Origin of the sequence: Halobacterium bonnevillei (assembly GCF_009831555.1) — an archaeon.
GTDB lineage: Archaea > Halobacteriota > Halobacteria > Halobacteriales > Halobacteriaceae > Halobacterium > Halobacterium bonnevillei.
In genome coordinates this window covers 1-23,126 of sequence record NZ_WUUU01000020.1, presented here as the reverse complement: position 1 = coordinate 23,126, position 23,126 = coordinate 1, and the positions used below count along the sequence as shown (strand labels likewise).

At 66.2% G+C, this 23,126-nt stretch carries 18 protein-coding genes and 2 pseudogenes; 14 read left to right on the top strand and 6 right to left on the bottom strand.

Annotated elements, in window-relative coordinates; translation table 11 throughout:
* Window positions 1-82 precede the first annotated feature (82 nt).
* Entirely contained in the window at window positions 83-958 is an 876-nt protein-coding gene (locus tag GRX66_RS04655; protein WP_159525490.1) for a fumarylacetoacetate hydrolase family protein, read from the bottom strand.
* Window positions 959-1,161: 203 nt separating this feature from the next.
* On the opposite strand from GRX66_RS04655, the gene GRX66_RS04650 reads away from it, so the two are divergent.
* Entirely contained in the window at window positions 1,162-2,523 is a 1,362-nt protein-coding gene (locus GRX66_RS04650; RefSeq protein WP_159525489.1) for a methyl-accepting chemotaxis protein, read from the top strand.
* A 30-nt stretch (window positions 2,524-2,553) separates the two neighbouring features.
* Here the strand turns inward: GRX66_RS04650 and GRX66_RS04645 are convergent, their stop codons facing one another.
* On the bottom strand, window positions 2,554-3,450 hold the full coding sequence (locus tag GRX66_RS04645; protein ID WP_159525488.1) for an SDR family oxidoreductase: 897 nt from the start codon (window positions 3,448-3,450) through the stop codon (window positions 2,554-2,556).
* A 197-nt stretch (window positions 3,451-3,647) separates the two neighbouring features.
* On the opposite strand from GRX66_RS04645, the gene GRX66_RS04640 reads away from it, so the two are divergent.
* Genes GRX66_RS04640 through GRX66_RS04625 form a run of 4 tightly spaced genes read left to right on the top strand, consistent with a single transcriptional unit; the run spans window position 3,648 to window position 8,945 of the window.
* The gene (locus tag GRX66_RS04640) at window positions 3,648-5,588 is read left to right on the top strand and encodes a 3-hydroxyacyl-CoA dehydrogenase/enoyl-CoA hydratase family protein (RefSeq protein WP_159525487.1); all 1,941 of its coding nucleotides are present in this window, start codon (window positions 3,648-3,650) and stop codon (window positions 5,586-5,588) included.
* Entirely contained in the window at window positions 5,588-6,781 is a 1,194-nt protein-coding gene (locus GRX66_RS04635) for a thiolase C-terminal domain-containing protein (protein WP_159525486.1), read from the top strand. Before GRX66_RS04640 ends, GRX66_RS04635 begins: the two co-directional genes overlap by 1 nt.
* The gene (locus tag GRX66_RS04630) at window positions 6,778-7,308 is read left to right on the top strand and encodes a Zn-ribbon domain-containing OB-fold protein (protein WP_159525485.1); all 531 of its coding nucleotides are present in this window, start codon (window positions 6,778-6,780) and stop codon (window positions 7,306-7,308) included. The genes GRX66_RS04635 and GRX66_RS04630 overlap by 4 nt, the downstream gene beginning before the upstream one ends.
* Before the next feature lie 2 nt (window positions 7,309-7,310).
* The gene (locus GRX66_RS04625; RefSeq protein ID WP_394351508.1) at window positions 7,311-8,945 is read left to right on the top strand and encodes a long-chain fatty acid--CoA ligase; all 1,635 of its coding nucleotides are present in this window, start codon (window positions 7,311-7,313) and stop codon (window positions 8,943-8,945) included.
* Window positions 8,946-8,959: 14 nt separating this feature from the next.
* On the opposite strand, the gene GRX66_RS04620 is transcribed toward GRX66_RS04625, so the two are convergent.
* Window positions 8,960-9,487, bottom strand: coding sequence for a winged helix-turn-helix domain-containing protein (locus GRX66_RS04620; RefSeq protein ID WP_159525483.1), 528 nt, complete (start codon window positions 9,485-9,487; stop codon window positions 8,960-8,962).
* A gap of 77 nt (window positions 9,488-9,564) precedes the next feature.
* On the bottom strand, window positions 9,565-10,026 hold the full coding sequence (locus tag GRX66_RS04615; RefSeq protein WP_159525482.1) for a pyridoxamine 5'-phosphate oxidase family protein: 462 nt from the start codon (window positions 10,024-10,026) through the stop codon (window positions 9,565-9,567).
* 144 nt (window positions 10,027-10,170) lie between these two features.
* On the opposite strand from GRX66_RS04615, the gene GRX66_RS04610 reads away from it, so the two are divergent.
* Entirely contained in the window at window positions 10,171-11,403 is a 1,233-nt protein-coding gene (locus GRX66_RS04610) for an FAD-dependent monooxygenase (protein WP_159525481.1), read from the top strand.
* A 1,002-nt stretch (window positions 11,404-12,405) separates the two neighbouring features.
* Here GRX66_RS04610 and GRX66_RS04605 read toward each other — a convergent pair.
* Complete coding sequence (locus GRX66_RS04605) at window positions 12,406-13,197, bottom strand: SDR family oxidoreductase (protein WP_159525480.1); 792 nt, start codon at window positions 13,195-13,197, stop codon at window positions 12,406-12,408.
* 227 nt (window positions 13,198-13,424) lie between these two features.
* Entirely contained in the window at window positions 13,425-14,042 is a 618-nt protein-coding gene (gene rdfA, locus GRX66_RS04600) for a rod-determining factor RdfA (RefSeq protein ID WP_159525479.1), read from the bottom strand.
* A 138-nt stretch (window positions 14,043-14,180) separates the two neighbouring features.
* On the opposite strand from rdfA, the gene GRX66_RS04595 reads away from it, so the two are divergent.
* The 8 genes and pseudogenes from GRX66_RS04595 to GRX66_RS19455 form a co-directional block, all read left to right on the top strand.
* Window positions 14,181-16,118 (top strand): archaea-specific SMC-related protein, encoded by a 1,938-nt coding sequence (locus GRX66_RS04595; RefSeq protein WP_159525478.1) that lies wholly within the window; start codon window positions 14,181-14,183, stop codon window positions 16,116-16,118.
* A gap of 734 nt (window positions 16,119-16,852) precedes the next feature.
* A complete protein-coding gene (locus GRX66_RS04590) occupies window positions 16,853-17,533 on the top strand; it encodes a helix-turn-helix domain-containing protein (RefSeq protein WP_159525477.1) in 681 nt (226 codons plus the stop codon).
* 112 nt (window positions 17,534-17,645) lie between these two features.
* Window positions 17,646-18,950 (top strand): ABC transporter substrate-binding protein, encoded by a 1,305-nt coding sequence (locus tag GRX66_RS19820; protein ID WP_159525476.1) that lies wholly within the window; start codon window positions 17,646-17,648, stop codon window positions 18,948-18,950.
* Between the two features lie 67 nt (window positions 18,951-19,017).
* Window positions 19,018-19,890, top strand: coding sequence for a carbohydrate ABC transporter permease (locus GRX66_RS04580; protein ID WP_159525497.1), 873 nt, complete (start codon window positions 19,018-19,020; stop codon window positions 19,888-19,890).
* A complete protein-coding gene (locus GRX66_RS04575; RefSeq protein ID WP_159525475.1) occupies window positions 19,890-20,765 on the top strand; it encodes a carbohydrate ABC transporter permease in 876 nt (291 codons plus the stop codon). Before GRX66_RS04580 ends, GRX66_RS04575 begins: the two co-directional genes overlap by 1 nt.
* Window positions 20,766-20,783: 18 nt before the next feature.
* Window positions 20,784-21,905: an ABC transporter ATP-binding protein gene (locus GRX66_RS04570; protein ID WP_159525474.1), complete on the top strand. Its 1,122-nt coding sequence runs from the start codon at window positions 20,784-20,786 to the stop codon at window positions 21,903-21,905.
* 2 nt (window positions 21,906-21,907) lie between these two features.
* Window positions 21,908-22,997: pseudogene (locus GRX66_RS19815) on the top strand (CaiB/BaiF CoA transferase family protein); the annotation flags it as partial.
* A pseudogene (locus GRX66_RS19455) lies at window positions 22,995-23,126 on the top strand (enolase C-terminal domain-like protein); the annotation flags it as partial. The pseudogenes GRX66_RS19815 and GRX66_RS19455, both read left to right, overlap by 3 nt.

Genomic DNA, 23,126 nt, shown 5'->3' with positions numbered 1-23,126 from the left:
GGACGAGTAAAAATGTGCGTGTGAGCGCAGAATCAGGTCGGCGTGGACGGACTCCCCGATGGAGTCGTTCGCCGCGAGCGCGTCAGTCCTGGCCGCCCTTGTTCACGTGGACGTCCTCGAAGGAGACGTCGCGCTCCGTGACGTCGACGACCATCCGGCCGACGTCCTCGATTTCGGCGTCGATAGTGTCGCCGTCCGAGAGCGCGCTCACGCCCTCCGGCGTGCCCGTCGTGATGACGTCGCCGGCTTCGAGGGTGGCGCCGAGCGACGCGTACTCGACGACGTCCGCGCACGTGTACACCATGTCGCTGGTGTTGTCGTCCTGGCGGGTCTCGCCGTTGAGCTGGAGTTCCATGTCGAGGTCCTGGGGGTCGTCGATCTCGTCGGCCGTGACGACGGCCGGGCCGATGACGGTGAACGTGTCGTAGGACTTGCGGTTCGAGCGGTCCTGGTCGCCGCGCACGGAGATGTCCAGGAGGATCGTGTACCCGAAGATGGAGTCCCAGGCGTCCTCCGCGTCGACGTCTTTGACGTCCTCGCCCATCACGAACGCGAGTTCGATCTCGTGGTCGACGCGGCGGTCCGAGAACGGCAGTTCGATGCCGTGGTCGGGGCCGACGACGCTCGACGGCGCCTTCAGGAAGTAGCCCTTGTCCTCGATGGAGAACCACTCGTCGGTGGTGATGTCCTTGTCCGAGATGGCTTCCGCGATGTGGTTCTCGTAGTTCAGCGGCGCGGCGATGACCTTCCCGGGGCGCTCGACGGGGGAGTTGAGTTCGACGTCGCTGCGGTCGAAGTCCGGGTCGGCGTCGGCGTACTCGCTGGCGTCGTAGTCGCCGTTGATGTACTCGGCGAGCGGGTCGTCGGCGTCGATGCCGAGGCGGTCAGTCAGGTCGACGATGCCATCGTCTGCGGTCAGGAGGCCCAGGTGGTCCTCGTTGAATCGAACGAATCGCATGTGTCGTGAATCGGCGAGCACCCTCATAAATCATCGCGTTCCGGGAACGCTTCACGGAGTTGGCCGCGACGCGGACCGCCAACAGTTCGCGTTTCTAGGGGGCGCCGATCCACTCAGTCGGTTCGCGGCGTCGACGCTCCGATTTTCGAGTGAGATAATCACACTCAATGTTTATTAGGGGGTGTCCTCCAAGTGAAGGTAGTATGTCGTCTCAGCGCCAGTCCAGCGACCCGGACAAGCGCGCGTCGCTGTTCGACCCACCGAACGACGTCAGCGAAACCGAACGCCTCCGGCGAGAGCGTGACTTCTGGAAACACCTCTTCCAGGACCTCACCGAGCGGTTCCCGGAGCCGCTGTTGGTCGTCGACGACGACGGCCGGGTCACCCACTGGAACCGCGAACAGGAGGACCTCCAGAACACCCCCGCCGAGGAGGTGCTCGGAGAGGTCGCACACGACGTCGTCGGAACGCAGGACGTGACCGACACGCTCGCCGAGGAAGTCGTGCGTACCGAGGAAGTGGTCAACGAGGACAAGATCAGGTCCGGGGTCAACGACGACGGCAGCACCTGGCACGTCAGCGCAGCTGCGCTCCCCCTGTACGACCCCGACGGCGACGTCGTCGGGTCGTTCGAGATCGTGTCGCGCGTGACCGACCTCGTCGAGCAGCGCCGCGCTGTCGAGGACGCACAGGAGCGCATCACCGAGGAGGTAGACGAGACGGTGGAGAAACTGCTGGAGTCCTCCCAGCAGGTGACCGAGAACAGTCAGTTCATCGAGGAGACCGCGCGCGAGGAGGTCGAGACGCTGGCGGAGGTGCGCGACGAGGTGGAATCGCTGAGCGCGACCGTCGAGGAGATCGCGTCACAGACCGACGAAGTCGACAAGCGCGCGACCGCGGTGGCCGACGACGCTGCGGCGTCCTCGGAGGCGACCGAGGAGGCGCAAGCGATGCTCGAAACCGTGGAGGGCGCGGCCGAGGGGCTCGACGACACTGCGACCGAACTCGACGCCGAGGTCGAGGAGATCGACGCGGTCGTGGACGTCATCAGTGACATCGTCGCACAGATCAACATGCTGGCGCTGAACGCGAACATCGAGGCCGCGCGCACGGACGGCAACAACGACGGGTTCGCGGTCGTGGCGGACGAGATCAAGGCGCTGGCGAACCAGTCCCAGGAGGAGGTCGACGCCATCGAGGAGACCATCGAGCGCGTCACCGACATCGTGGTGGAGACCACCGACGCCGTCACCCGGACCACGAACGGCATCAGCGAGGTCGCGGACCACGTCGAGACCATCGCAGAGCGGCAGTCGGCAATCCAGGAAGCCGCCGACGAGACGTCGGCCGGGATGGCCGAGATTGCGGAGGCCACGGACGAGCAGGCGGTCAGCGCCGAGGAGGTGACGACGATGCTCGGGGACACCCTGGAGAGCCTGAACGCGGTGGTCTCGGAGATCGAGGACCTCACCGAGGAGAACGACGAGCAGGCGGCGGCGGTGCGTAGCGTCCGCGAGCACGTGCGGTCCGTAGAGACGGAACTCTCGAAGTCCATGGAGGAGTAGTCTGGCGAACCCGCTCCGGGCGGGGCGTGGTCAGAAGTAGCTGTCTGTTCTCGTAACTTCGACGTCCCCGGCGACGTCCTCGCGGAAGTGCTCGGCGAGAGAGTCGACGGTCCAGCCGTCCGGTTCGACGCCGACTCGGTCCATCGCGGGCTCGGAGAACACGCCGACGCGGTCGCCGCCCGCGTACAGGGTACAGCCGGTGACGTCGGACGCGTCCTCGCTGGCGAGATAGGCGGCGAACGCGGCGACGCGCTCCGGCGGCATCTCCTCGCGCGTGTACGGTCGGTGGTCCGCCGGGACTGTTTCGGTCATGCGCGTGTAGGCGTTCGGCACGAGCGCGTTCACGCGGACGTCGTATCGGTGCATCTCGGAGGAGACGGTCCGGACCATCCCGAGGATGCCGGCTTTCGCGGTGGCGTAGTTCACCTGCCCGACGTTTCCGCGGGCGGAGTGCGCGCTCGCGGCGACGTACGACCGCTGGCGGTCGAAGCCGTCGTCCCCGGCCGCGGACCGCCAGTGCTTGCAGGCGGCCTGCAGGAGCGTGAACTGCCCAGTGAGGTTCGTCTCGATGACCGCGCGCCAGTCGTCCTCGTCGAGTTTGTAGCTGATGTCGTCCCGGAGGATGCCCGCGAAGTTGTAGACGGCGTCGACTCGACCGAACTCCGAGACGGTGTCGGCGACGAGTTCGTCGGCGTCGTCGAAGTCCGTGAGGTCGCCGGCGTGTGCCATCGCGGTGCCGCCGTCCTCGCGGATGTCCTCGGCGACGGCTTCGGCGACCGCCGGGTCGGCGCCCCTGCCGTGGACGTCACTGCCGACGTCGTTGACGACGACGCGTGCGCCGAGGGTCGCGAGTTTGCGGGCCGTTGCGTCGCCGATGCCGTTCCCGCCGCCGCCGACGACGCAGACGGTCCCGTCGAGGTCAGTCATGGTGTCCCTCTGTCGGGGCGTGTCGGTCGGACAGTCGCCGGGAAGTTCCCGTTTGCATAGTCCGAGATTCGCGAACAGGCCACTCAATCTTTCGGGTGGCTCGGGCGGACTATCGAATCAGTAGTTAAGTATAAGCGGTATATCAGCAAACAGAGTAACCAACAATTTAAAAAAGGTGGTTAACTTGTGTACATACGATGGTAGAACGTGACATACAGACCGTGACCGTGCTCGGCGCGGGGAGCATGGGCCACGGCATCGCCGAGCTCGCAGCGATTGCGGGCTACGAGGTCGTCGTCCGCGACATCGAGGCGGAGTTCGTCGAGGACGGCCTCGAGCAGGTCGAGTGGAGTCTCGGCAAACTCGAGGAGAAGGGGAAACTCGACGAGTCCGCGGAGGCGGTCCGGGCCCGAATGACGGGCGAGACGGACCTCGAAGCGGCCGTCGCGGACGCGGACCTCGTCGTCGAAGCAATTCCCGAAGACCTCGACCTCAAGCGCCAGACGTTCGCCGAGGTCGACGACTACGCGCCCGACCACGCGATCCTCGCGTCGAACACGTCCGGGCTCAGCATCACGAAGATCGGCGCCGCGACGGACCGCCCCGAGCAGGTCGTCGGCACGCACTTCTTCAACCCGCCAGTGAAAATGGACCTCGTGGAAGTCGTGCACGGCGAACAGACCAGCGAGGCGACCCTCGAAGCAGCCCACGACTTCGTCGACGACGTCGGGAAGCGAGCCATCGACGTCAAACGCGACGTCCACGGCTTCATCGTGAACAACGTCATGCTGCCGTTCATGGAGGAAGCCGCGTGGATGCTCCACGATGGCGAGACCGACGTCCGGCAGGCCGACGCCGCGATGGTCTACCGGCGCGGCTACCCGATGGGGCCGTTCGAACTCGCCGACTACACCGGCATCGACATCGCGGCCCACTTCCGCGAGGACACCGACCTCGACGCCCCGCCAACCATCGCCGAGAAAGTCGCCAACGAGAACCTCGGCAAGAAGACCGGCCAGGGGTTCTACGACTGGGAGGTCGACGGCCCGGACTACGAACCCGGAGACGGCGAGGGGTTCGATACTCTCCGCGTCGAAGCCCGGATGATCAACGAGGCCGCTCGCCTGGTCGGCAGCGACGTCGCCTCTCCCGACGACATCGACCTCGGCAGCCGACTCGGCGCCCGGTTCCCGGAGGGCGTCTGCCGCCTCGGGGATCAGATCGGCCTGGACGCGGTCCTCGACAAACTCCAGGGCCTCCACGAGGCGACCGGCGCCGAGCGGTTCGCGCCCTCCGACTACCTGGTCGAACTGGTGAACGCCGGCCAGACCGGCGTCGACGCCGGCCAGGGGTTCCACGACTACCGCGGCGACGGCCCCTACCAGTACGTGAACAAGACGCTGGACGACCGCGGCGTCCTCGAAATCGAGTTCGACCGCCCGGAGCGCCTGAACGCGTTCTCCCAGACGATGTTCGACGAGGTCGAAGCGGCCCTGGACAACGCCGACCCTGACGAGGTGTCCTGTGTCGTGTTCTCAGGCGCGGGCGACGACGCGTTCAGTTCCGGCGCCGACATCACTGGGTTCATGACCGCCGAACCGACCGACCTGATGGACGTCGACGAGACGATCCAGGCCATCGACAACTTCCAGCGGCCGACGGTCGCGCGCATCGACGGCTTCTGCCTGGGGGCGGGCTTCGAAATCGCCCTCGCCTGCGACCTCCGCGTCGCCACCGAGGACTCGACCTTCGGCTCCCCGGAGATCAACCTCGGACTGATTCCCGGGGGCGGCGGCACACAGCGGCTCACCCGCATCGTCGGCGAGGGCCGCGCGAAGGAACTCGTCTTCCGCGGCGAACAGATATCGGCCGAGCGCGCCCAGGACTGGGGACTGGTGAATCGCGCGGTCCCCGCCTCGGAGTTCGAGCAGACGGTCGCCGAGTTCGTCGACGACCTCGCGGACGGCCCGTCGACGGCGCTGAAAGTCGCCAAGCGCGTCATCGACGACGGACAGGACACCAGCCTGAAGGCAGGGCTGGACGCAGAGAGCCAGGGCTTCGGCCTGCTCACGACGACGGACGACATGGTCGAGGGCGTCACGGCGTTCAGAGACGACCGCGCCCCGGAGTTCGAATGATGCCCAGGAACGCAGCAATCGTCGGCGGCGGCCACGCGGACTGGGGCCACCGCGAAGCGACCTGGAAGGATCTCGCACAGGAAGCCGGGAAGGCGACGTTCGACGACGTCGACGGCCTCACGCCCGACGACGTGGAGGGGCTGTTCGTCGGCGCGGTCCAGCCGGAGCGGTTCGCGTTCCAGAGTCACGTCGCGCCGCTGGCCGCTGAACTGCTCGGCATCGACGTCACGAAGATGATTTCGCGGACCGAACTCGCGTGCGCGAGCGGCCAGGCCGCGCTCCGGTACGCGTGGCTGGCAATCGCCGCGGGCCAACTCGACGTCGCGCTCGTCCTCGGCGTCGAGAAGATGAACCTCGGCGACGAGTACATGGCCGAGACGCAGGCGAGCATGACGAACGTGCTCGACCGCGAGTTCGACGGCGTGAACGGCCTGAACGCGCCGTCGTTCTTCTCGATGTTCGCGCAGCGCCACATGCACGAGTACGGGACGACGCACGAACAGCTCGCGAGAGTCAGCGTGAAGAACAAGAATCACGCCGCGAACAACCCCTACGCACAGTTCCAGACCGAAGTGGACGTCGACGACGTCCTGGATTCGTATCCGGTCGCGCCGCCGCTGTGCCTGCTGGACTGCAGCGGCATCACGGACGGCGCCGCCGGCCTCCTGCTCGTCAGCGAGGAGAAGGCCCGCGAACTCACTGACACCGCCGCGTACGTCACCGGCAGCGGGCAGTCCTGCATGGCGGGTAACTCCATCAACAACCTGCCGTCGTTCTCTGGCTGGCCGCAGGCCACACAGGCCGCAGAGGAGGCCTACGACCAGGCCGGCATCGACGACCCCGTCGACGAACTCGACGTGGCGGAGATCCACGACTGCTTCTCCATCAGCGAGATCATCGAGTACGAGGACCTCGGCTGGGTGGAGAAGGGCGAGGGCGGCCAGTTCGCCGAGGACGGCCGCGGCGAACTCGACGGCGACATCGCCGTGAACCCGCGGGGCGGCCTGCTGGGCTGCGGGCACCCCCTGGGGGCGACCGGTGTCTCGCAGGCCCTGGAGATTTACAAGCAGTTCACGGGCGAGGTGGAGTCCGCCCGGCAGGTGCCGGACAGCCCGGAGACGGGGCTCATCCACAACCTCAGCGGCAGCGGCTCCGTGCACAGCGTCATGACACTCGCGAGGGACCCACAATGACAGACGCAGACGACACGACCGTGCGGTCCGACGGCGGCAGCGAACCGCCGCGGAGGACCGTCACGATACCGGACAGCATCGAACTCCCGCGCCTGCTGGACTTCTACGACCTGCAGGACGACGAGCACACCAGAATCAGCGAGTTCTACGACCGGCTCCGCGACGGGTCGCTGTCGACGACCGAGTGTCGGGACTGCGGGGACCTCCAGTTCCCGCCGCGCGTGATGTGTCCGGAGTGCACGAGCGACGACCTGGCGTACGTCTCGCTGCCCCACGACGGCACGCTGTTCGCGTTCTCCGCGGTCCGGGGCAGCGGCCCGCTCGGGATGACCGAGGACACCCCGTTCGTCACCAGCGTCGTGGACCTGGACGGCGTGGACGTCAAACTGTCCGCGCGCATCGACGGTGCCGACTACGACGACCTCAGCATCGGCGACCCGGTCACGCTCGAGGTCGTCGACATCGACGGGCCGACGGACCAGCACAGGGTATTTTACCGGTTCAGGCCCCGAGGTGATACAGCATGACGATGGACTACGAACTGACCATCACGACGTTCCTGGAGCGCGCCCGCGACCTCTTCTCCCACAAGGAGATCGTGACCGCGCTCCCCGACGGGAGCACGCACCGCTACACGTACGGCGACGCGTACGAGCGGATCTGCCAGCTCGCGCACGCCCTCGACGAGTACGGGATGGCGCCGGGCGACCGGTCCGGCGTGATGGCGGTCAACCACTTCCGCCACTACGAACTCTACTTCGGGCCGTCGTGCAGCGAGCGTAGCATCCACATGGTGAACCACCGGTTGCCGGAACACCACCTGGTGACCATCATCAACGAGGCCGCCGACCGCCTGCTGTTCGTCGACCCGCAGTTCGTGGACGTCCTCGAGCCGATCGCCGACGACCTGGAGACCGTCGAACAGTACGTCGTGCTCGGCGACGCCGACGACGTCCCGGAGACGTCGCTGTCCCCGGTTACGGACTACGAGTCGTTCATCGCCGGCTACGACACGGACTACGACTGGCCGGACGTCGACGAGGAGACCGAGAGCGCGCTCTGTTACACGTCCGGGACGACCGGCCTCCCGAAGGGCGTCCAGTACACGCACCGCGGCCAGTTCCTGCACACGATGATGCACAGCCACGTGGACGTCTTCGCCGTCAGCGAGTCCGACGTGGTGATGCCGGTCGTGCCGATGTTCCACGTCAACGGCTGGGGGTTCCCCTACACGACGACGTTCACGGGCGCGAAGATCGTGTTGCCCGGGCAGCACACTGACCCAGACGACCTGATTCCCATCATCCAGGACGAGGAGGTGACCATCGCGGCCGCAGTTCCGACGGTGTGGATGGAAGTCGACCGCATCATCGAGGAGTCCGACGACCTCGACCCAGGGGTCCTGAACACCCTCCACGACGTGCTCATCGGCGGAAGCAGCCCGCCGGAGTCGCTCATCAGGAAGTACGACGAGGTCTACGAGGCGCCGATCAGCCAGGGGTACGGAATGACGGAGGCGTCCCCGCACCTCGCGAACACGCTGGTGACGACCGAAGTGCAGCAACTGTCCGAGTCCGAGCAGGACCGCCTCCGCATGAAGGCGGGCGTCCCCGCGCCGGGCGTGCAGATCCGGCTCCGAGACGAGGATGGCGAACCGGTGCCTCACGACGGCGAGACACCGGGCGAGGTCCAAGCGAGAGCGCCGTGGCTCGCGGGCGAGTACTACGAGCGGCCGGACGCGACCGAGGCGTCGTTCACCGACGACGGCTGGTTCATGAGCGGCGACGTCGCGACCATCGACGAGTACGGCTACATCGACGTCGTCGACCGCCTCGACGACGTCATCAAGAGCGGCGGCGAGTGGATCTCCTCAATCGAACTGGAGAACGCGCTCATCGGTCACGACGGCGTCGCGGAAGCGACGGTCATCGGCGTCCCCCACGAGAAGTGGCAGGAACGCCCCGTGGCGTACGTCGTTCCGGACGACGGCCTCACCGTCGAGACCCTCCGGGAGTACTTGCTGGCGTCGTTCCCGAAGTGGTGGCTGCCGGACCGCTTCGAGTTCGTCGACGAGGTGCCGAAGACGACCACCGGGAAGTTCGACAAGAAAGAGCTCGTCGAGGCGTTCGAGTCGGAGTACGGGTCGCTGCCGGTCGAGGAGTAGCGCCGGCACAGGCGCTACAGTTTCCTGTCGGTCTCCGGGTCGAGGTTGTCGAACAGTTCCGGGCTGGCGCCGAACTCGAGGACGTTCGTCATCACCGACGTGCGGACGTTCAGGACGGTCTTGCCGTGGTTCTTGTAGAACTCGTGGAGCCACCGCTCGCCGCGTTCCCGGGTCGGGAACAGCATGATCGACTTCCACTGGTACTCGCCGTCCGAGAGGAAGTACAGCAGCGTGTGCTCGTCGTCGCGGATGTGCTCCATCGTGTCACGCCACTCCTCGGCGAAGTACTCGGGGTTGAACTTGAACTCGAACAGTTCGAACACGAAGTACTCCTCGTTCGGCATGATGGCCTCCCGGAACACGCCCGCGTCCCGCATGTTCCGGATGGACTCGTTTACCGTGACGTAGGAGACGTCGATGTCGTAGTCGGCCTCCAGGATTTCGGCGAGGTCCCGGGAGGAGACGCCCGGATCCTTCGCGAGTTCGCGGAGGATGACGACGTCGCGGTCCTTGAAATCGTACGCCGGCGTGTCTCGTTCCATGCAGTGCTGTTGCCGGAGGCTCCTGTTAAGATTCGTGATTCGTCGCTGAACAGAGCCAGCGGGCAGTCCCCCCGCGCTCACTCGTGACCCTGTCCCTTCTGCCCGGTCGTCTCCTCGGGTATAAGGCGGTAGCGCGGGTGGTCGGTGATCGGTTCCCCGTGCGGGTACAGGCTAGCGAACTCCGCGTTGTCGAACATGATGTCGTCGACGTCGTCGGTCTCGTCGTCCGGGACGCGCTCGATGGAGCCGCGGACGTTGACGCTCCGCCAGTGGTGTTCGTCGTCGTACTCGAACGTCGAGAACGTCGCGGTCTCCGTGGACGCCGCGTAGTCGAGTTTCGTGCTGTCCTCGCCGAACCGCAACAGGATGAAGTACAGGTCGCCGCCGTCGTAGCCGAACGACACCGGAAGCGCGTACGCGTCGTTGTCGCTGGCCAGGGACAGCACGCCCTGCCCCTGCTCCCGGAGGAACGCGTCGCGTTCGCTCTCGTTCATCGGCACGCCGCGGAGGTTTCGCTTGGCCTCTTCGGATACGTCCATACGAACAGGTTAGGCAACCAGTACAAAAATGCCACGCACGAACATGTTCGCGTGTGTTCCGCGTTGTCGCACGTTGGTCGCTCATTTGTCGTATCATCGAAAGGGGAAACATCTAAACCCCCGTCTGCAGTACTTCGTAATACGATGAGCGGTTCAGACGTTCAAGCAGACGTGCCAGTGGTCGTCGCCGGTGCCGGGCCGGTCGGCATGACGACCGCACTCGCGCTGCACGCACGAGGAGTCGAGACCACGATACTGGAAGCCGACCCGAAAGACCGGGACCGACCCGGGAGCCGGGCCATCTACGTGCACAAGGACACACTGCGCACGCTGGAGACCTCCTCACCCGGACTGGGCCACCGTCTGGTCGACAACGGCATCATCTGGGACACGCGCCGGACGCTGTTCCGCGGAAGGGAGGTCTTCGAACGCACGTACCCCGACCCCGGCGGCGACGGCGGCCTCCCGCACTTCACGAGTCTCCCCCAGGTCTGGACGGAGGAGTACATGCTCGACGCCGTCCAGGACGCCGGCATCGAGGTCCACTGGGACGACGGCGTCGAGACAGTCGAATCCAGCGAGGACGGCGTCCGCGTCGAGACGGAGAGCGGCGAGACCTACCACGCCGAGTACGCCGTCGGCGCCGACGGCGCCGGGTCGACCGTCCGCAGCGAGATCGGCTCGGAGTTCTCCGGCACCCAGTCCGAGAACTCCTTCATCATCGCGGACATCGACGAGTTCGAGGACGAACCCCTCAAGCAGGAGCGAGTGTTCCACTACGACCATCCCCGCGTGGACGGCCGGAACGTCCTCCTCGTGCCGTTCAAGGGCGGCTGGCGCGTCGACATCCAGTGCAAGGATACCGACGACCCAGAGTACCTCAGCCAGGACGAACAGGTCGCCGACCTCGTCGCGAAGACGCTCGGCGAACGCTACCGCGACCGCGTCGACTGGGTCTCCCAGTACAAGTTCAAGCAGGTCATCGCCGACACCCTCGTCGACGAACACAACCGCGTGCTCCTCGTCGGTGAGGCCGGCCACCTGTTCGCACCGTTCGGCGCGCGCGGCATGAACTCCGGCGTCGCAGACGCCGACGCCGCCGCGACCCGCCTCACGGCCGCACTGAGCGCGGACGTGGAGGATGCGGCCGAGGCCGAAATCGAACACTACGGCATCGAGCGCCTGAAGGCAGCGCAGTACAACAAGCGCGCCGCCGGACAGGCCCTGGAGTACCTGCAGGGCGACAGCGTCGTCACGAAGGCGAAGAAGTACCTCGCTGCGAAAGCCGCGCCGTACTACGAGCCGGCGGGCGAGTGGCTCGACGACGCGCCCTACGGCCCCCACGGCGGTCCGCCCGTCAACATCGGTCAGTACTGACCACGGTTCGAACTCCGAACTCCGTCCGATTTCTGCCGTCTCGCTCCGCCATGTACACTGCCCCGACACAGGACGCCGCCGTACGCCCAGTGCCCGGTACGTCGCCGTACGCCCAGTCTGAAGCCCGTCACACCGCTCACAGCGCAGAATCCGGCGCTACCGTTTGACGAGCCGTACAACAGTCTTCGACCGCAGTATACCCGTTTCGCGGGCGCACGCACCTCACGTGCGCCCTTCTCGCCCAGAATGGCCTCCGCGGTGTTGCCACTGATTGTCCCTGTCGAGACGGCCCGGCTCGTTCCGCCGCCGTTCGAACTGATACGAGCGGCCGGTTGCGGCCGTGTCGATACGATCATCCGGCCAGAACCCCGTAGAGCAGCAGTAAGTGGGCTGATGCAACTGATTCGGTGAGGGGGAACAGCACTATATAAATTGCTGTCCAGAAGCGAATCTGCCGCGGGCGAGAACCGGGTCTCCGAGCGAGATGCGGCGACCCCGCACAGGTGAACGCAGTCGACCCTGGCACAGTGCTGGGAGACGAAAATTTCGGCCCGTGCTTTATACGTGCCGTGGAACGTGTTCGGCCACACAGAACAATATCGAAACCCGGAGGAGGCGGCGTCTTTCGGCCGTCAACGACCCTCTAGCGCAGCCACTGGCTCCTGCTGTCCCGGTTGTGCGCCCTCGCGGATCGACCAGGCATCGGACGGCCCGATCGAGGCGTCGATAACCGGAGGCGGGCCCGTCCGCGATTTTAGCGAGCAATCGCCGCGAACGTGATGCGGTCCGCCCGGATGGAGCCGCGCAGGCCACCTCAGTTTCGTGGTCGCTCACAGGCGACCGGATTTGAATTCACGCACTGGCCTACAAAAAGATAGATGCGACAGTAAACCCGCGTCGTTCGTCGTCACCGAACAGTGGTTACTGTAACATCCATCGGTGGAATCCTCGCACACTCGCCACTGAGCGGACAGATGTGGCGGAGAATGTAACCGCCGCAGGCTACAGGTTCGAGCGCGCGTCGCCGCCGTCGATCATCACGGCCTCGCCGTTGATGAAACTCGCACGCTCGGACAGCAGGAACGCGATCGTGTTCCCGAACTCCTCCGGGGACCCGAGGTCACCGGTCGGAATCTCGTCGGTCCAGGACTCGTAGCCTTCGTCATAGTCCTCGAACTCGCCCTGGTCGACGGCGTTCTGGATGAGGTACTCCATGCGGTCGGTCTTGTGGGCGCCCGGCATCACGGCGTTCACGCGAACGTCGGGCGCGAGCTCCCGGGACAGCGTCTTCTCGAGGCCGATGACGCTCATCCGAACGGAGTTCGAGAGCACGAGGCCGTCGATGGCCTCCTTCACGCTGTGGGACGTCGAGTGAACGATGCTGCCGCCGTCGCCGGCCTCGAGGTGGTCGACAGACTCCCGGACGAGACGCACGACGCTCATCACCAGGAGGTCGTAGGCGTCGTACCACTCCTCGTCGGTCGTCTCCTTGAACGGCTTGCTGGGCGGGCCGCCAGCGTTCGTCACGAGGTGGTCGAGGCCTCCGAACTCGTCGACGGTTCGCTGCACGAGCGCACTCACGTCTTCCGGGACAGTGAGGTCCGCCGGCTGGGCGACGACTTCGCCCTCGGCGACCGCGCGGATGTCCTCGGCCGCGGCCTCGAGTTGCTCCTCGTCGCGCCCGTTCACTACGACGTTCGCGCCCTCGCGGGCGAGCGCCGTCGCCGTCGCCTTTCCGAGGCCGCTGCTCGATGCGGCCACCAGCGCCGCGTTGCCGTCGATTTCGAGGTCCATGCACGAGTCGACACGAGGCCGGCACAAATAGCTCTGTCAATCTGCAATTGTTTCCGGGAGCGCCCGGGCACACGCCGACCCGAGCGTCGAGTCCGGTACGCGGCGCGCACCACCAGCTGGTGGGCCCGAGGAATATAACGCCAGTACTCGTGTTATTCAAACGGCGGCGCCCGGCGGTGGCGCTGCCTCGTCGACCGGCACCGGCGTGCCAGGCCGGCAGCATTCGGTCACTCCTCGCAGTCACACCCGCCGGATGCCAGCAGGTCGGTAATCGCCTGCTGGGAGTTGCAGTCCGTACAGAGCACGCGAACGTCGACCATCACGCGGAACTCGCCGAGCGTGAGCCGCGACGAGTCTCGGAGCTGTTCGAGTTTCGACTCGGTGACGGAGACCAGCCGCCCGCGGAGCTTCTGAATCGATTGCGTGACGGCGTCGACGCGGTCCCCGACGTCCCGTTCGTACTCCGCGCCGCGGTGGTCCTGCAGGTAGCTACGGACTGCCTGGTAGGTCACGAGGTCGCGTTCGAGGTCGTCGACGGCCACACCGTCGCGCTCCAGTCGGCGGCGCAGTTGCGTGGCTTCGGCAGCGGCGCTCTCGTCGCCGGACAGCAACGCCAGTGCGTTCTGGACGTCGGCCGCAACGGGCGTTCGTCCCGCCTCCCGGAGGCTCGCCCGAACCAGTTCCTCGTTGACGTACGTCGCGAGGTCGCGGAGACTCCAGTGGTCGTCGCCCGTCGCGGTCCACCTGGCCTCCAGTTCCGCCCCCAGTCCCTCCAGGTCGTACTCGTCGATGACGCGGGCGACCTTGCTCCGTCGCCCCCTCGCGCCGTGTTCGCCGTCAGCCATACGTCGAGTAGGCCGTCGCAGGGGGTTATAGTTATTCCTGTCCGCCAGCCCCCGACAGTTGTCCTCGCGACGGCCAACCCGTCCCTGCGCCCCCAGAATCGACAAGATTTATGCCGGTGTTGGAACCAATGCACGGACATGGATGTACAAGAGCAGCGACCGTCCGGTGGGGATATCCACGTCGAGAACGTCGGCGGCATCGAAGCGACGACCGTCGAGTTCACGTCCGGTGTGAACGTGCTCGCCGGGCGGAATGCGACCAACCGGACCTCGCTGTTGCAGGCGTTCATGGCAGCGATGGGGAGCGAGAACGTGACCGTGAAAGGGGACGCCGACGAGGCCGCCGTGGAGCTCACGCTTGACGGCGAGACGTACACGCGGCGCCTCCAGCGGCAAGCAGGCACCGTCGTCACGAGTGGCGACCCCTACCTCGACGACCCGGAGCTCGCGGACCTGTTCGCGTTCCTCCTGGAGTCCAACGAGGTGCGGCGCGCCGTCGAACACGGCGAGGAACTCCACGACCTCATCCTGCGCCCCGTCGACACCGCGGAAATCGAGGCCGAGATCGACCGGCTGGTGAGCCAGCGGGACCGCATCGAGCAGGAGCTCGACGAAATCGACCGGCTCAAGGGAGAACTCCCAGACAAAGAGCAGCGCCGAACCGACCTCAAGGAGCAGATCGACGAGAAACGCGACGAGCTCGACGCCGTCGAGGCAGAACTCGAAGCCGTCGACGACGTCGAGGAACGCCAGCAGCAGAAGGAGCGACTCGAGTCGAAACTCGACGAACTGAGCTCCCTGCGGTCGGACCTCGAGGACGTCCGCTACGAACTCGAGACCGAGCGAGAGCGGCGGTCGGCCCTGGAGCGCGAACGCGCGCAGCTACGCGAGGAACGCGACTCCCTGGTGGAAACACCGGACGGCGAACTGGCTGCCATCGAGTCCGACATCCGGACGCTCCGGGACCGGAAACAGCAACTCGAGTCGGCGGTGTCGGAGCTGCGCAGCGTCGTCAGCTTCAACGAGGACGTCCTCGACGACGCGGGCCCGGACGCCCTGGACGCCCTCGGCGGCGCCAGCGACGACCCGACCGCCAAGCTCGTCGACGGCGACGACGTCACCTGCTGGACGTGCGGGAGTACCGTGGACCGGGACCAGATCCAGTCGACCATCGACCAGTTGCGGGCCGTGAGCGCGGAGAAACTGGAGGCTGTGTCGGACGTGGAGGACGACATCGACGCCAAGCAGGCGCGGCGTCGCGAACTCCAGGAGGCCGAACAGGAGCGCGAGCGCGTGGAGCGGCGGCTCGACGAACTCGAGGACGAACTCGAGCGCTGTGCGTCCTCGGTCGACCGCCTCGAGGACCGCCGAGACGACCTGCTGGAAGAGATCGAGCGCGTCGAAGCCGACGTCGAGGACCTTGAGTCGCGGGAGTACAGCGAGGTGCTCGAACACCACCGGGAGGCGAACGAACTGGAGTACGAACTCGGCCGCCTCGAGCAGGACCTGGAAGCCGTCGATGACGATATCGCGAGCGTGGAAGCACGCATCGAGGAAGCCGAGGAGCTGCGCGCACAGCGCGACGAAATCGAGGACGAGGTCACGGACCTCCGCACGAGAATCGAGCGCATCGAGCGCGACACGGTCGACGAGTTCAACGACCACATGGAAACGGTCCTCGAGATGCTGGACTACGACAACCTCGACCGCATCTGGCTGGAGCGACGCGAACGCGAGGTCACGGAAGGGCGCCGTACGGTGACGAAAACGGCGTTCGACCTGCACGTCGTGCGGACGACGGAGTCCGGCACGGCGTACGAGGATACAGTCGACCACCTCTCGGAGAGCGAGCGCGAAATCACGGGACTGGTCCTCGCGCTCGCCGGCTTCCTCGCGCACAAAGTCTACGAGGACGTGCCGTTCATCCTCCTGGACTCCCTGGAAGCCGTCGACTCCGACCGCATCGCCAAACTCGTCGACTACGTCAGCGAGTACGCCGAGTACCTCGTCGTCGCGCTGCTCACTGAGGACGCGCGGGCCGTCGACGAGCAACACCGCCGCATCACCGAAATCTGAGCGGCGTCCCCGTTCTTGCTCGCTGCTCCGTTCCCACACCGCCGAAGCGCGGCGCTCATCCGACGCCCGAATAATCAATCAACGTATCTTTTGGGGTACTACCCAGATTACACAGATTCTACGTCGGGCCGATTGAACGTGATGATGGTATTAGTATCTGGATTTGACGAGAAATGGGGGCAGTCTGCGGAATCGACGGATCGACGATTTATTGCCGTTTGAAGGGAGAATCGGAGATGTTCCAGAGTAGGCGCGGTCAATCGGTGTTGAGTGGACATTCGTGGATTTACTGGCTCGAGAGCGATTAGACGAACTACAAGCGGATCTGAGGCGGTCGAAAGCGAGTTTCCCGCCGTCGCCCGAGCATCCTACCAGTTCTCGAATATATTCGGCGTGCGCGAAACCAATCACCCAGACTCATCAGGAGAATAGGTATACAGTTTATCTGAGTTTTCTCACCGCATCCGGAACCGGGTGCTGGTCCCCTGGGCCGTCGAATTCGAGCGTGCAGACGAGCGTAATCGGGAGCACGAGGACGGTGCCGAGGAGGGCGCCGGTGAGGAGAATCAAGGGTGCTTGCGGGCAACGGTCGAGTGTCCGGCTGGGAGCTGTCGAATACGCGCGCGGGCAGGCGGCGGGTGCAGGGGAATCTACTGCGCGACTGCCCAGATCGGGGGCGGGACGCGGGGACCCTGTGAGAAACCTTCATACACGCGTGCGCTGTTTACGGGAACATGTTCCGGGCGAAACTCTACGTCGACCTCGAGTGCGACTGCGTGCTCAGCGAGGTGACGAGTCGCTGGGACACCACGTTCACAGTGGCCAAAGAGGAGGTCATCGACGACGAATACATCAGGTTCATCGTGGACGCGGGCGACCGAGTAGCGGACTTCGAGGCCGCCTTCGAGGCCGCCGACGAGGTGACCGAACTGGAGCGCGTCGACGGGACGCGACTGGTGTTGACCAAGCGGTCGTGCGGCGCGCTGCCAATCATCCGCAGGAACCACGGGATGTTACACGGCTGGGACAAGGTGAACGGGAACCAGCGCGTCTTCGAGGTGGTGGTGTTCCGGCGAGAGGACTTGCGCGGCATCATCGAGGACCTCCGCGAAATCGGATCGGTGGAACTCGGACAGCTGACGCCGTACGAGCGGCCGGACTCGCTCATCTCCGACCGACAGGCGGAAGTCCTGGAGGCGGCGCTCGCGGCGGGGTACTTCGAGTGGCCGCGGGAGACGGACGCGGACACGCTGGCCGAGGAGGTCGGCATCTCGCGCGCGACGCTGCTGGAGCACCTCCGGAAGGCCGAGCGGGCGCTCCTCGAGGACTCGCTGAGCAAGACGGGGCGAAGCAACGGGACGACGCCGAACGAGCGCGGGTTCCTGCTCGGTGCAGCGGCAGAGGGCGGCCGCTGAGGGAAAATCGCGCGACGGAGCCGGTGTCGGGCCGCACCGGCGGGCCGCACTTATAAAGAGCCAACAGGCGTAGGCGAAGACCTATTCGAGTACTAGTGTGGCATTCAGTTACATGGGTTGGAGTAACACTTCACGGCGACAGTTCCTGCAGACGACGGGCGCAGCGGCGGCGACGTTCACGGTTGCCGGCTGCCTCGGTTTGGGCGGCGGCGGCGGTGGCGACAGCACGATCCAGTACCTCAGCGACCGCGGCGACTCCAAGGACGTCATCGACGACATCATCTCGGAGTTCGAGGACGAGTCCGACTACGAGGTGGAAGTGACGTACACGTCGAAGGGGACCTCCACGGACGCACAACTGCAGAAGATGAAGGCGGCGGGGAACCCGCCGGACGTCGTCTTCGACACGTCCGCGGACGCCTACCGCTACCAGCGCGACGGAGACGCCGCCCCCGTCAACGACACAATCGAGGGCAGCGGCCTGCCGGACCCGGTGAACGTGGACGGCGACTCGTACTTCGTGCCGACGATGGTGGAGCCGTTGATGGGGTGGTACCGCAACGACCTCTACGACGAGAACCCCACCACGTGGGAGACCTGGCAGTCCGAGGCACAGCGAATCTCCGAGAACGAAGGCCTCGAGGGGTACGTCGTGCAGTCCGGCCAGACGAACAACGCGGACACGTCGATGACGCAGTACCTCTGGCAGAACGACGTGAACATCTACGCGGGCCCCTCGGACGACATCGAGGTCACCATCGACCAGGGGGACAACGAGCAACGCGCCATCGAAACCTACCAGTGGGTCGACCAGATGTCCGAGTACGCGCCCAACGGCTCCGGCTGGGAGTGGGGCGACGCCATCGGCGCGCTCCAGCAGGAGAACGCGGCTGCCATCATGTCCGTCGGCGGCCTCCCAGTGCTCACCATCCAGGAGGCGCGACCCGACCTCGTGGAGAACCTCTCGCCGACCGCGTTCCCCCTGCCGGACGGCCGCAGCCAGGACAAGTGGTGGGCGTACATGGAGGGCCACGTCGTCTGGGACGGCGGCGATTCGACGGACGGGGCCAAGGAGTTCGTGAAGTTCTTCAGCGAGTCCGAGCGCTTCATGGACTTCGTGCTGTCCGCGCCGCTGTTCCAGTTCCCGCCGACCGAGGAGGGCCTGAACAGCGACGCCGTCAAGGACAACGAGGTCATCCAGCAACACCAGGACGCCATGGACCTCGTGCGGGACAACTGGGACGCGTTCACAACGGTGCTGGCGACCGGCGACGACGGCGCCCCAAACATCGTCGCGGCGGACGCCTACGGTCAGCAGGTCTTCGGCCAATCCACCGACCAGATGGTCGTCGGCGACCTGTCCCCCGAGGAGACGGTGTCGTGGGTGGCCGACGAACTCCGCGCACTCCAGGAATGAACCCGGCGTCCTCCACGCGGTGGTAGCCGTGAGCGCAGTGACGAGTGTCCGCCACCGCGTCGCGGACATGGACGAGCGCCGGTTCCTGCTGTTGGCGACGTTCGTGCCAGTCGCGGGCTTCTTCGCAGTGGTCTGGCTGGCGCCGATCCTCTACGCGCTCGGGATGAGCCTCTTCGACAACCCGACTGGCGCGGCGTCGTTCGTCGGCGTCGCGAACTACGCGGACATCCTCACGTCCGTGGGGTTCCCGAAGTACCTCTGGAACAGCGTCGTGTACGCCGTCTCCTCGACGGTGCTCAGCCTCCTCGTGGGACTGGGCCTGGCGCTGGTCGTGAACCAGCAGGTCCGCGGCGGGAACGCGCTCCGGACGCTGATGATCTTCCCGTACCTGCTCCCGACGCTCGTGGTCATCTTCATGTGGAAGTTCATCCTCGACCCGAACCTCGGCGTCCTCAATCAGTACCTCGTGCAGTGGGGGGTCCTCGAGAGCCCCATCGCGTTCTTCTCGACGCTGCAGTGGGCGATGCCCGCCGTCGTCGTCGCGAGCGTCTGGAAGTTCGGGTCGTTCGCGTTCTTCATCCTGCTGGCGCGGTTGCAGGCCATCGACCCGAATCTCTACGAGCGCGCTCGCGTCGAGGGCGCGTCGACGTGGCAGTCGTTCCGTGACATCACGCTCCCGCATCTCCGGGGCGCCATCCTCATCATCCTCCTGGTGCGCGGTATCTGGATGTTCAACAAGTTCGACATCATCTTCCTGTCCACCAGGGGCGGCCCGCTTGAGGCGACGACGACGCTCCCCATCCGCGTCTACCAGCTGGCGTTCAGCGAGGTGAACTTCGGGGGTGCGACGGCGCTCGCGGGCATCATGTTCTTCCTGCTGGCGCTGGTCGCCGTCGTCTACTTCCGGGCCTTCGAGCCGGAGAAGGAGGTGGCGAACTGATGTTCGAGTTCGGCGAGGGCGCTGCCGGCTCGTACGTCAGCCAGGCCACCCAGCAACGCGTCAAGCGCACCGCAGTCGTCCTGACCGCGCTGCTCGTCGCGGTGTTCGTGACCATCCCCGTCTACGTGATGATCGCGATCGCTGTGCAGTCGCCGTCGAGCGCGTTCGCCGGCGGCAGCGTCCAGCTGTTCGTCGACTCGCTGAGCTTCGAGAACTTCCGCGTGCTGTTGACGGAGACGTCGACGCCGCGGTACTTCTTCAACAGCATCGTTGTCACCGCGTCGTCGACGTTCCTGTCGACGGTCATCGCGGTGGCCGCCGGCTACGGGCTCACGCGCTTCGACTTCACGGGGAAGACGCTGATGGCGCGCGCGGTGCTGTTCGCGTACATGTTCAGCCCCATCGTGCTCGCGATTCCCCTGTACGTCATCTTCTACACCCTCGGGCTGCTGAACAGCTACTTCGCGCTGACGCTCGCGCTCACCGCCATCTCCGCGCCGTTCACCATCTGGCTGATGTGGCAGTACTTCCAGACGGTCCCCATCGCCTTGGAGGAGTCCGCGTGGGTCAGGGGCGCGAGCCGCACCCGCACCATCTGGGACGTCGTGTTGCCTGTCGCTCGGCCGGGATACATCTCGGCGGCCATCTTCTCGTTCGCCGTCTCGTGGAACGACTTCACGATGGCGCGCGTGGTGATGAGCCAGGACGAGATGTACACCATCACCGTCGGCGCCAGCCTCTTCCTGGACCGCGTCTCCATCGGCTGGGGCGAGACGATGGCGGCGTCGCTGCTCATCGCCATCCCACCGTTCTGCATCGCGCTGTTCCTCCAGAACTACCTCCTGCAGGGATTCAACGTCGGAGGACTCGAATGACCGCCCGCACAAAGACACATGGCTAGTCCGATACGACTCGACTCGATACGGAAGGAGTACAGCGCCGCCGGGAACACACACGTCGCCGTCGACGACCTCACGCTGGAGATACCAGCCGGGTCGTTCACGACCATCGTCGGACCCTCCGGCTGCGGGAAGACGACGACGCTGCGGATGATCGCCGGCCTGGAGACCCCTACAGCAGGGACGATTCACTTCGGCGACCGCGACGTGACGGACGCGCCGCCCCAGGACCGCAACGCCGCGATGGTGTTCCAGTCCATCGCGCTGTACCCCCACATGAGCGTCCGGGAGAACATCGGCTACGGCCTCAAAGTCCAGGGCGTCGACGAGGCCGAACGCGACCGCCGCATCGAGGAGGCCGCCGAGACCCTCCAGATCACGGCGCAACTGGACAAGATGCCGAGCGAACTCTCGGGCGGCCAACAGCAGCGCGTCGCGCTCGGGTCGGCGTTCGTCCAGGACCCGGACGTCCTCCTGCTGGACGAACCGATGTCCGACCTGGACGCGAAATTGAAGGCGGAGTTGCGCGTCGAGGTCCAGCGCCTCCACAAGGAACTGGACGCCACCGTCGTTTACGTCACGCACGACCAGACGGAGGCGATGACCATGAGCGACCACGTCCTCCTCCTGGAGGAGGGAGAACTCGCGCAGTTCGCACCGCCCGGCGACCTCTTCGACCACCCCGTCTCGGAGTACGTCGCGCGGTTCATCGGCACGCCGTCGACCAACATGCTCCCGGCGACGGTGGAGGCCACCGGCGACGGCTACGTGCTCACCGACGGGCAGTTCTCGGTGCCGGTGCCCGGCGACCTGTTCGCAGACCGTGTCGGCGACGACGTGACGCTCGGCGTCCGCCCGCAGTACCTCGACCGCGGCGGCGGGTCGCACGGCGTCCGCGTGCGCGTAGACGTCGTCGAGCAACTCGGCACGGAGTACGTCGTCCACGGCGAGACCACCGACGGCTCGAAAATCGACGTGGTCGTGGCGGACGACGCCGGCCTCGCGACCGGCGAGGACTTCGACGCGTACTTCGAGCCAGACGACCTGTTCGTCTTCGACGACGGCGGCGACACCATCTGCCACGGCGACGCCCTCAGCCAGTCACAGCCAGCCTGACCATGACCGGAGACAACTACGCAGACGCCAGTCGGAGCGACGCACGGGGCCGGACGGACGACTCCGGTCGGCTCGCGCCCGGGATGCTGCCGGGCGGCGACGGCACGCCGCTGGCCGACGTGACGGTCCTGGAACTCGGACACATCGTCGCGGGACCGTTCTGTTCGATGGTGCTGGCCGACCTCGGCGCGGAAGTCATCAAGGTCGAACACCCCGAGGGCGGCGACTCCATCCGGGACTCGTCGCCGGTGGGCGCGAGTTCGTTCAACTACGTCAACCGGAACAAGCTCGGCGTCACCCTCGACCTGAAGAGCGAGGACGGACAGGCCGTCTTCGACGACCTTGTCGCGGAGGCGGACGTGCTCGTGGAGAACTTCGCGTCGGGGACGGCCGACCGCCTCGGCGTCGGCTACGACGACCTCAGCGAGGTCAACGAGGAACTCGTCTACTGCTCCATCAAGGGGTTCAACGAGGGTCCCTACGAGGAGTACCCGGCGCTCGATCCCGTCGCGGAGGCGCTGTCCGGTCTGATGAGCGTGACCGGCCACGAGGGCCAGCCGCCGGTCCGGAGCGGCACGAGCCTCGCGGACATGGCGGCGTCGCTGTACGCCGCAGTCACCGTCCTGGGCGCAGTCAGGCAGCGCGACGCCACCGGCGAGGGGCAACACGTCACCGTACCGCTGTTCGAGTCCACCGTGTCCCTGATGGGGTACTGGCTGGCGTACACGCAGGCCTACGACGACGTCCCGGAGCCACTCGGCGCCGGCCACCCGAACTGGGCGCCGTACGACGTCTTCGAGTCCGCTGACGACGACTGGGTGTTCGTCGGGCCGTCCTCCGACCGGCAGTGGCGCCAGAGCTGCGAGGCGCTGGGCGTCGACCTCCACGAGGACGCGCGGTTCGAGACGCTGGCCGACCGCCGCCAGCACCGCGACGCGCTGAACGACGCGTTCGGCGAGGCGTGCGGGCAGTTCGAGACGCCGGAGCTCCTCGACCGACTGGCGGCGCCGCGTCCCGGTGGCGCCCGTCAACGACACGGCGGACGTCTGCGACGACCCGCACCTCGAAGCGACCGACGCGCTCGGCGAAGTGACCGAGGTGACCGAGCGCGTCAAGGACCGCGCGGACGTCGCCTTCGACTGCCACTGGACGTTCTCCGGCGGCTCGGCGAAACGCCTCGCCGACGCCATCGAGGAGTACGACGTCTGGTGGCTGGAGGAC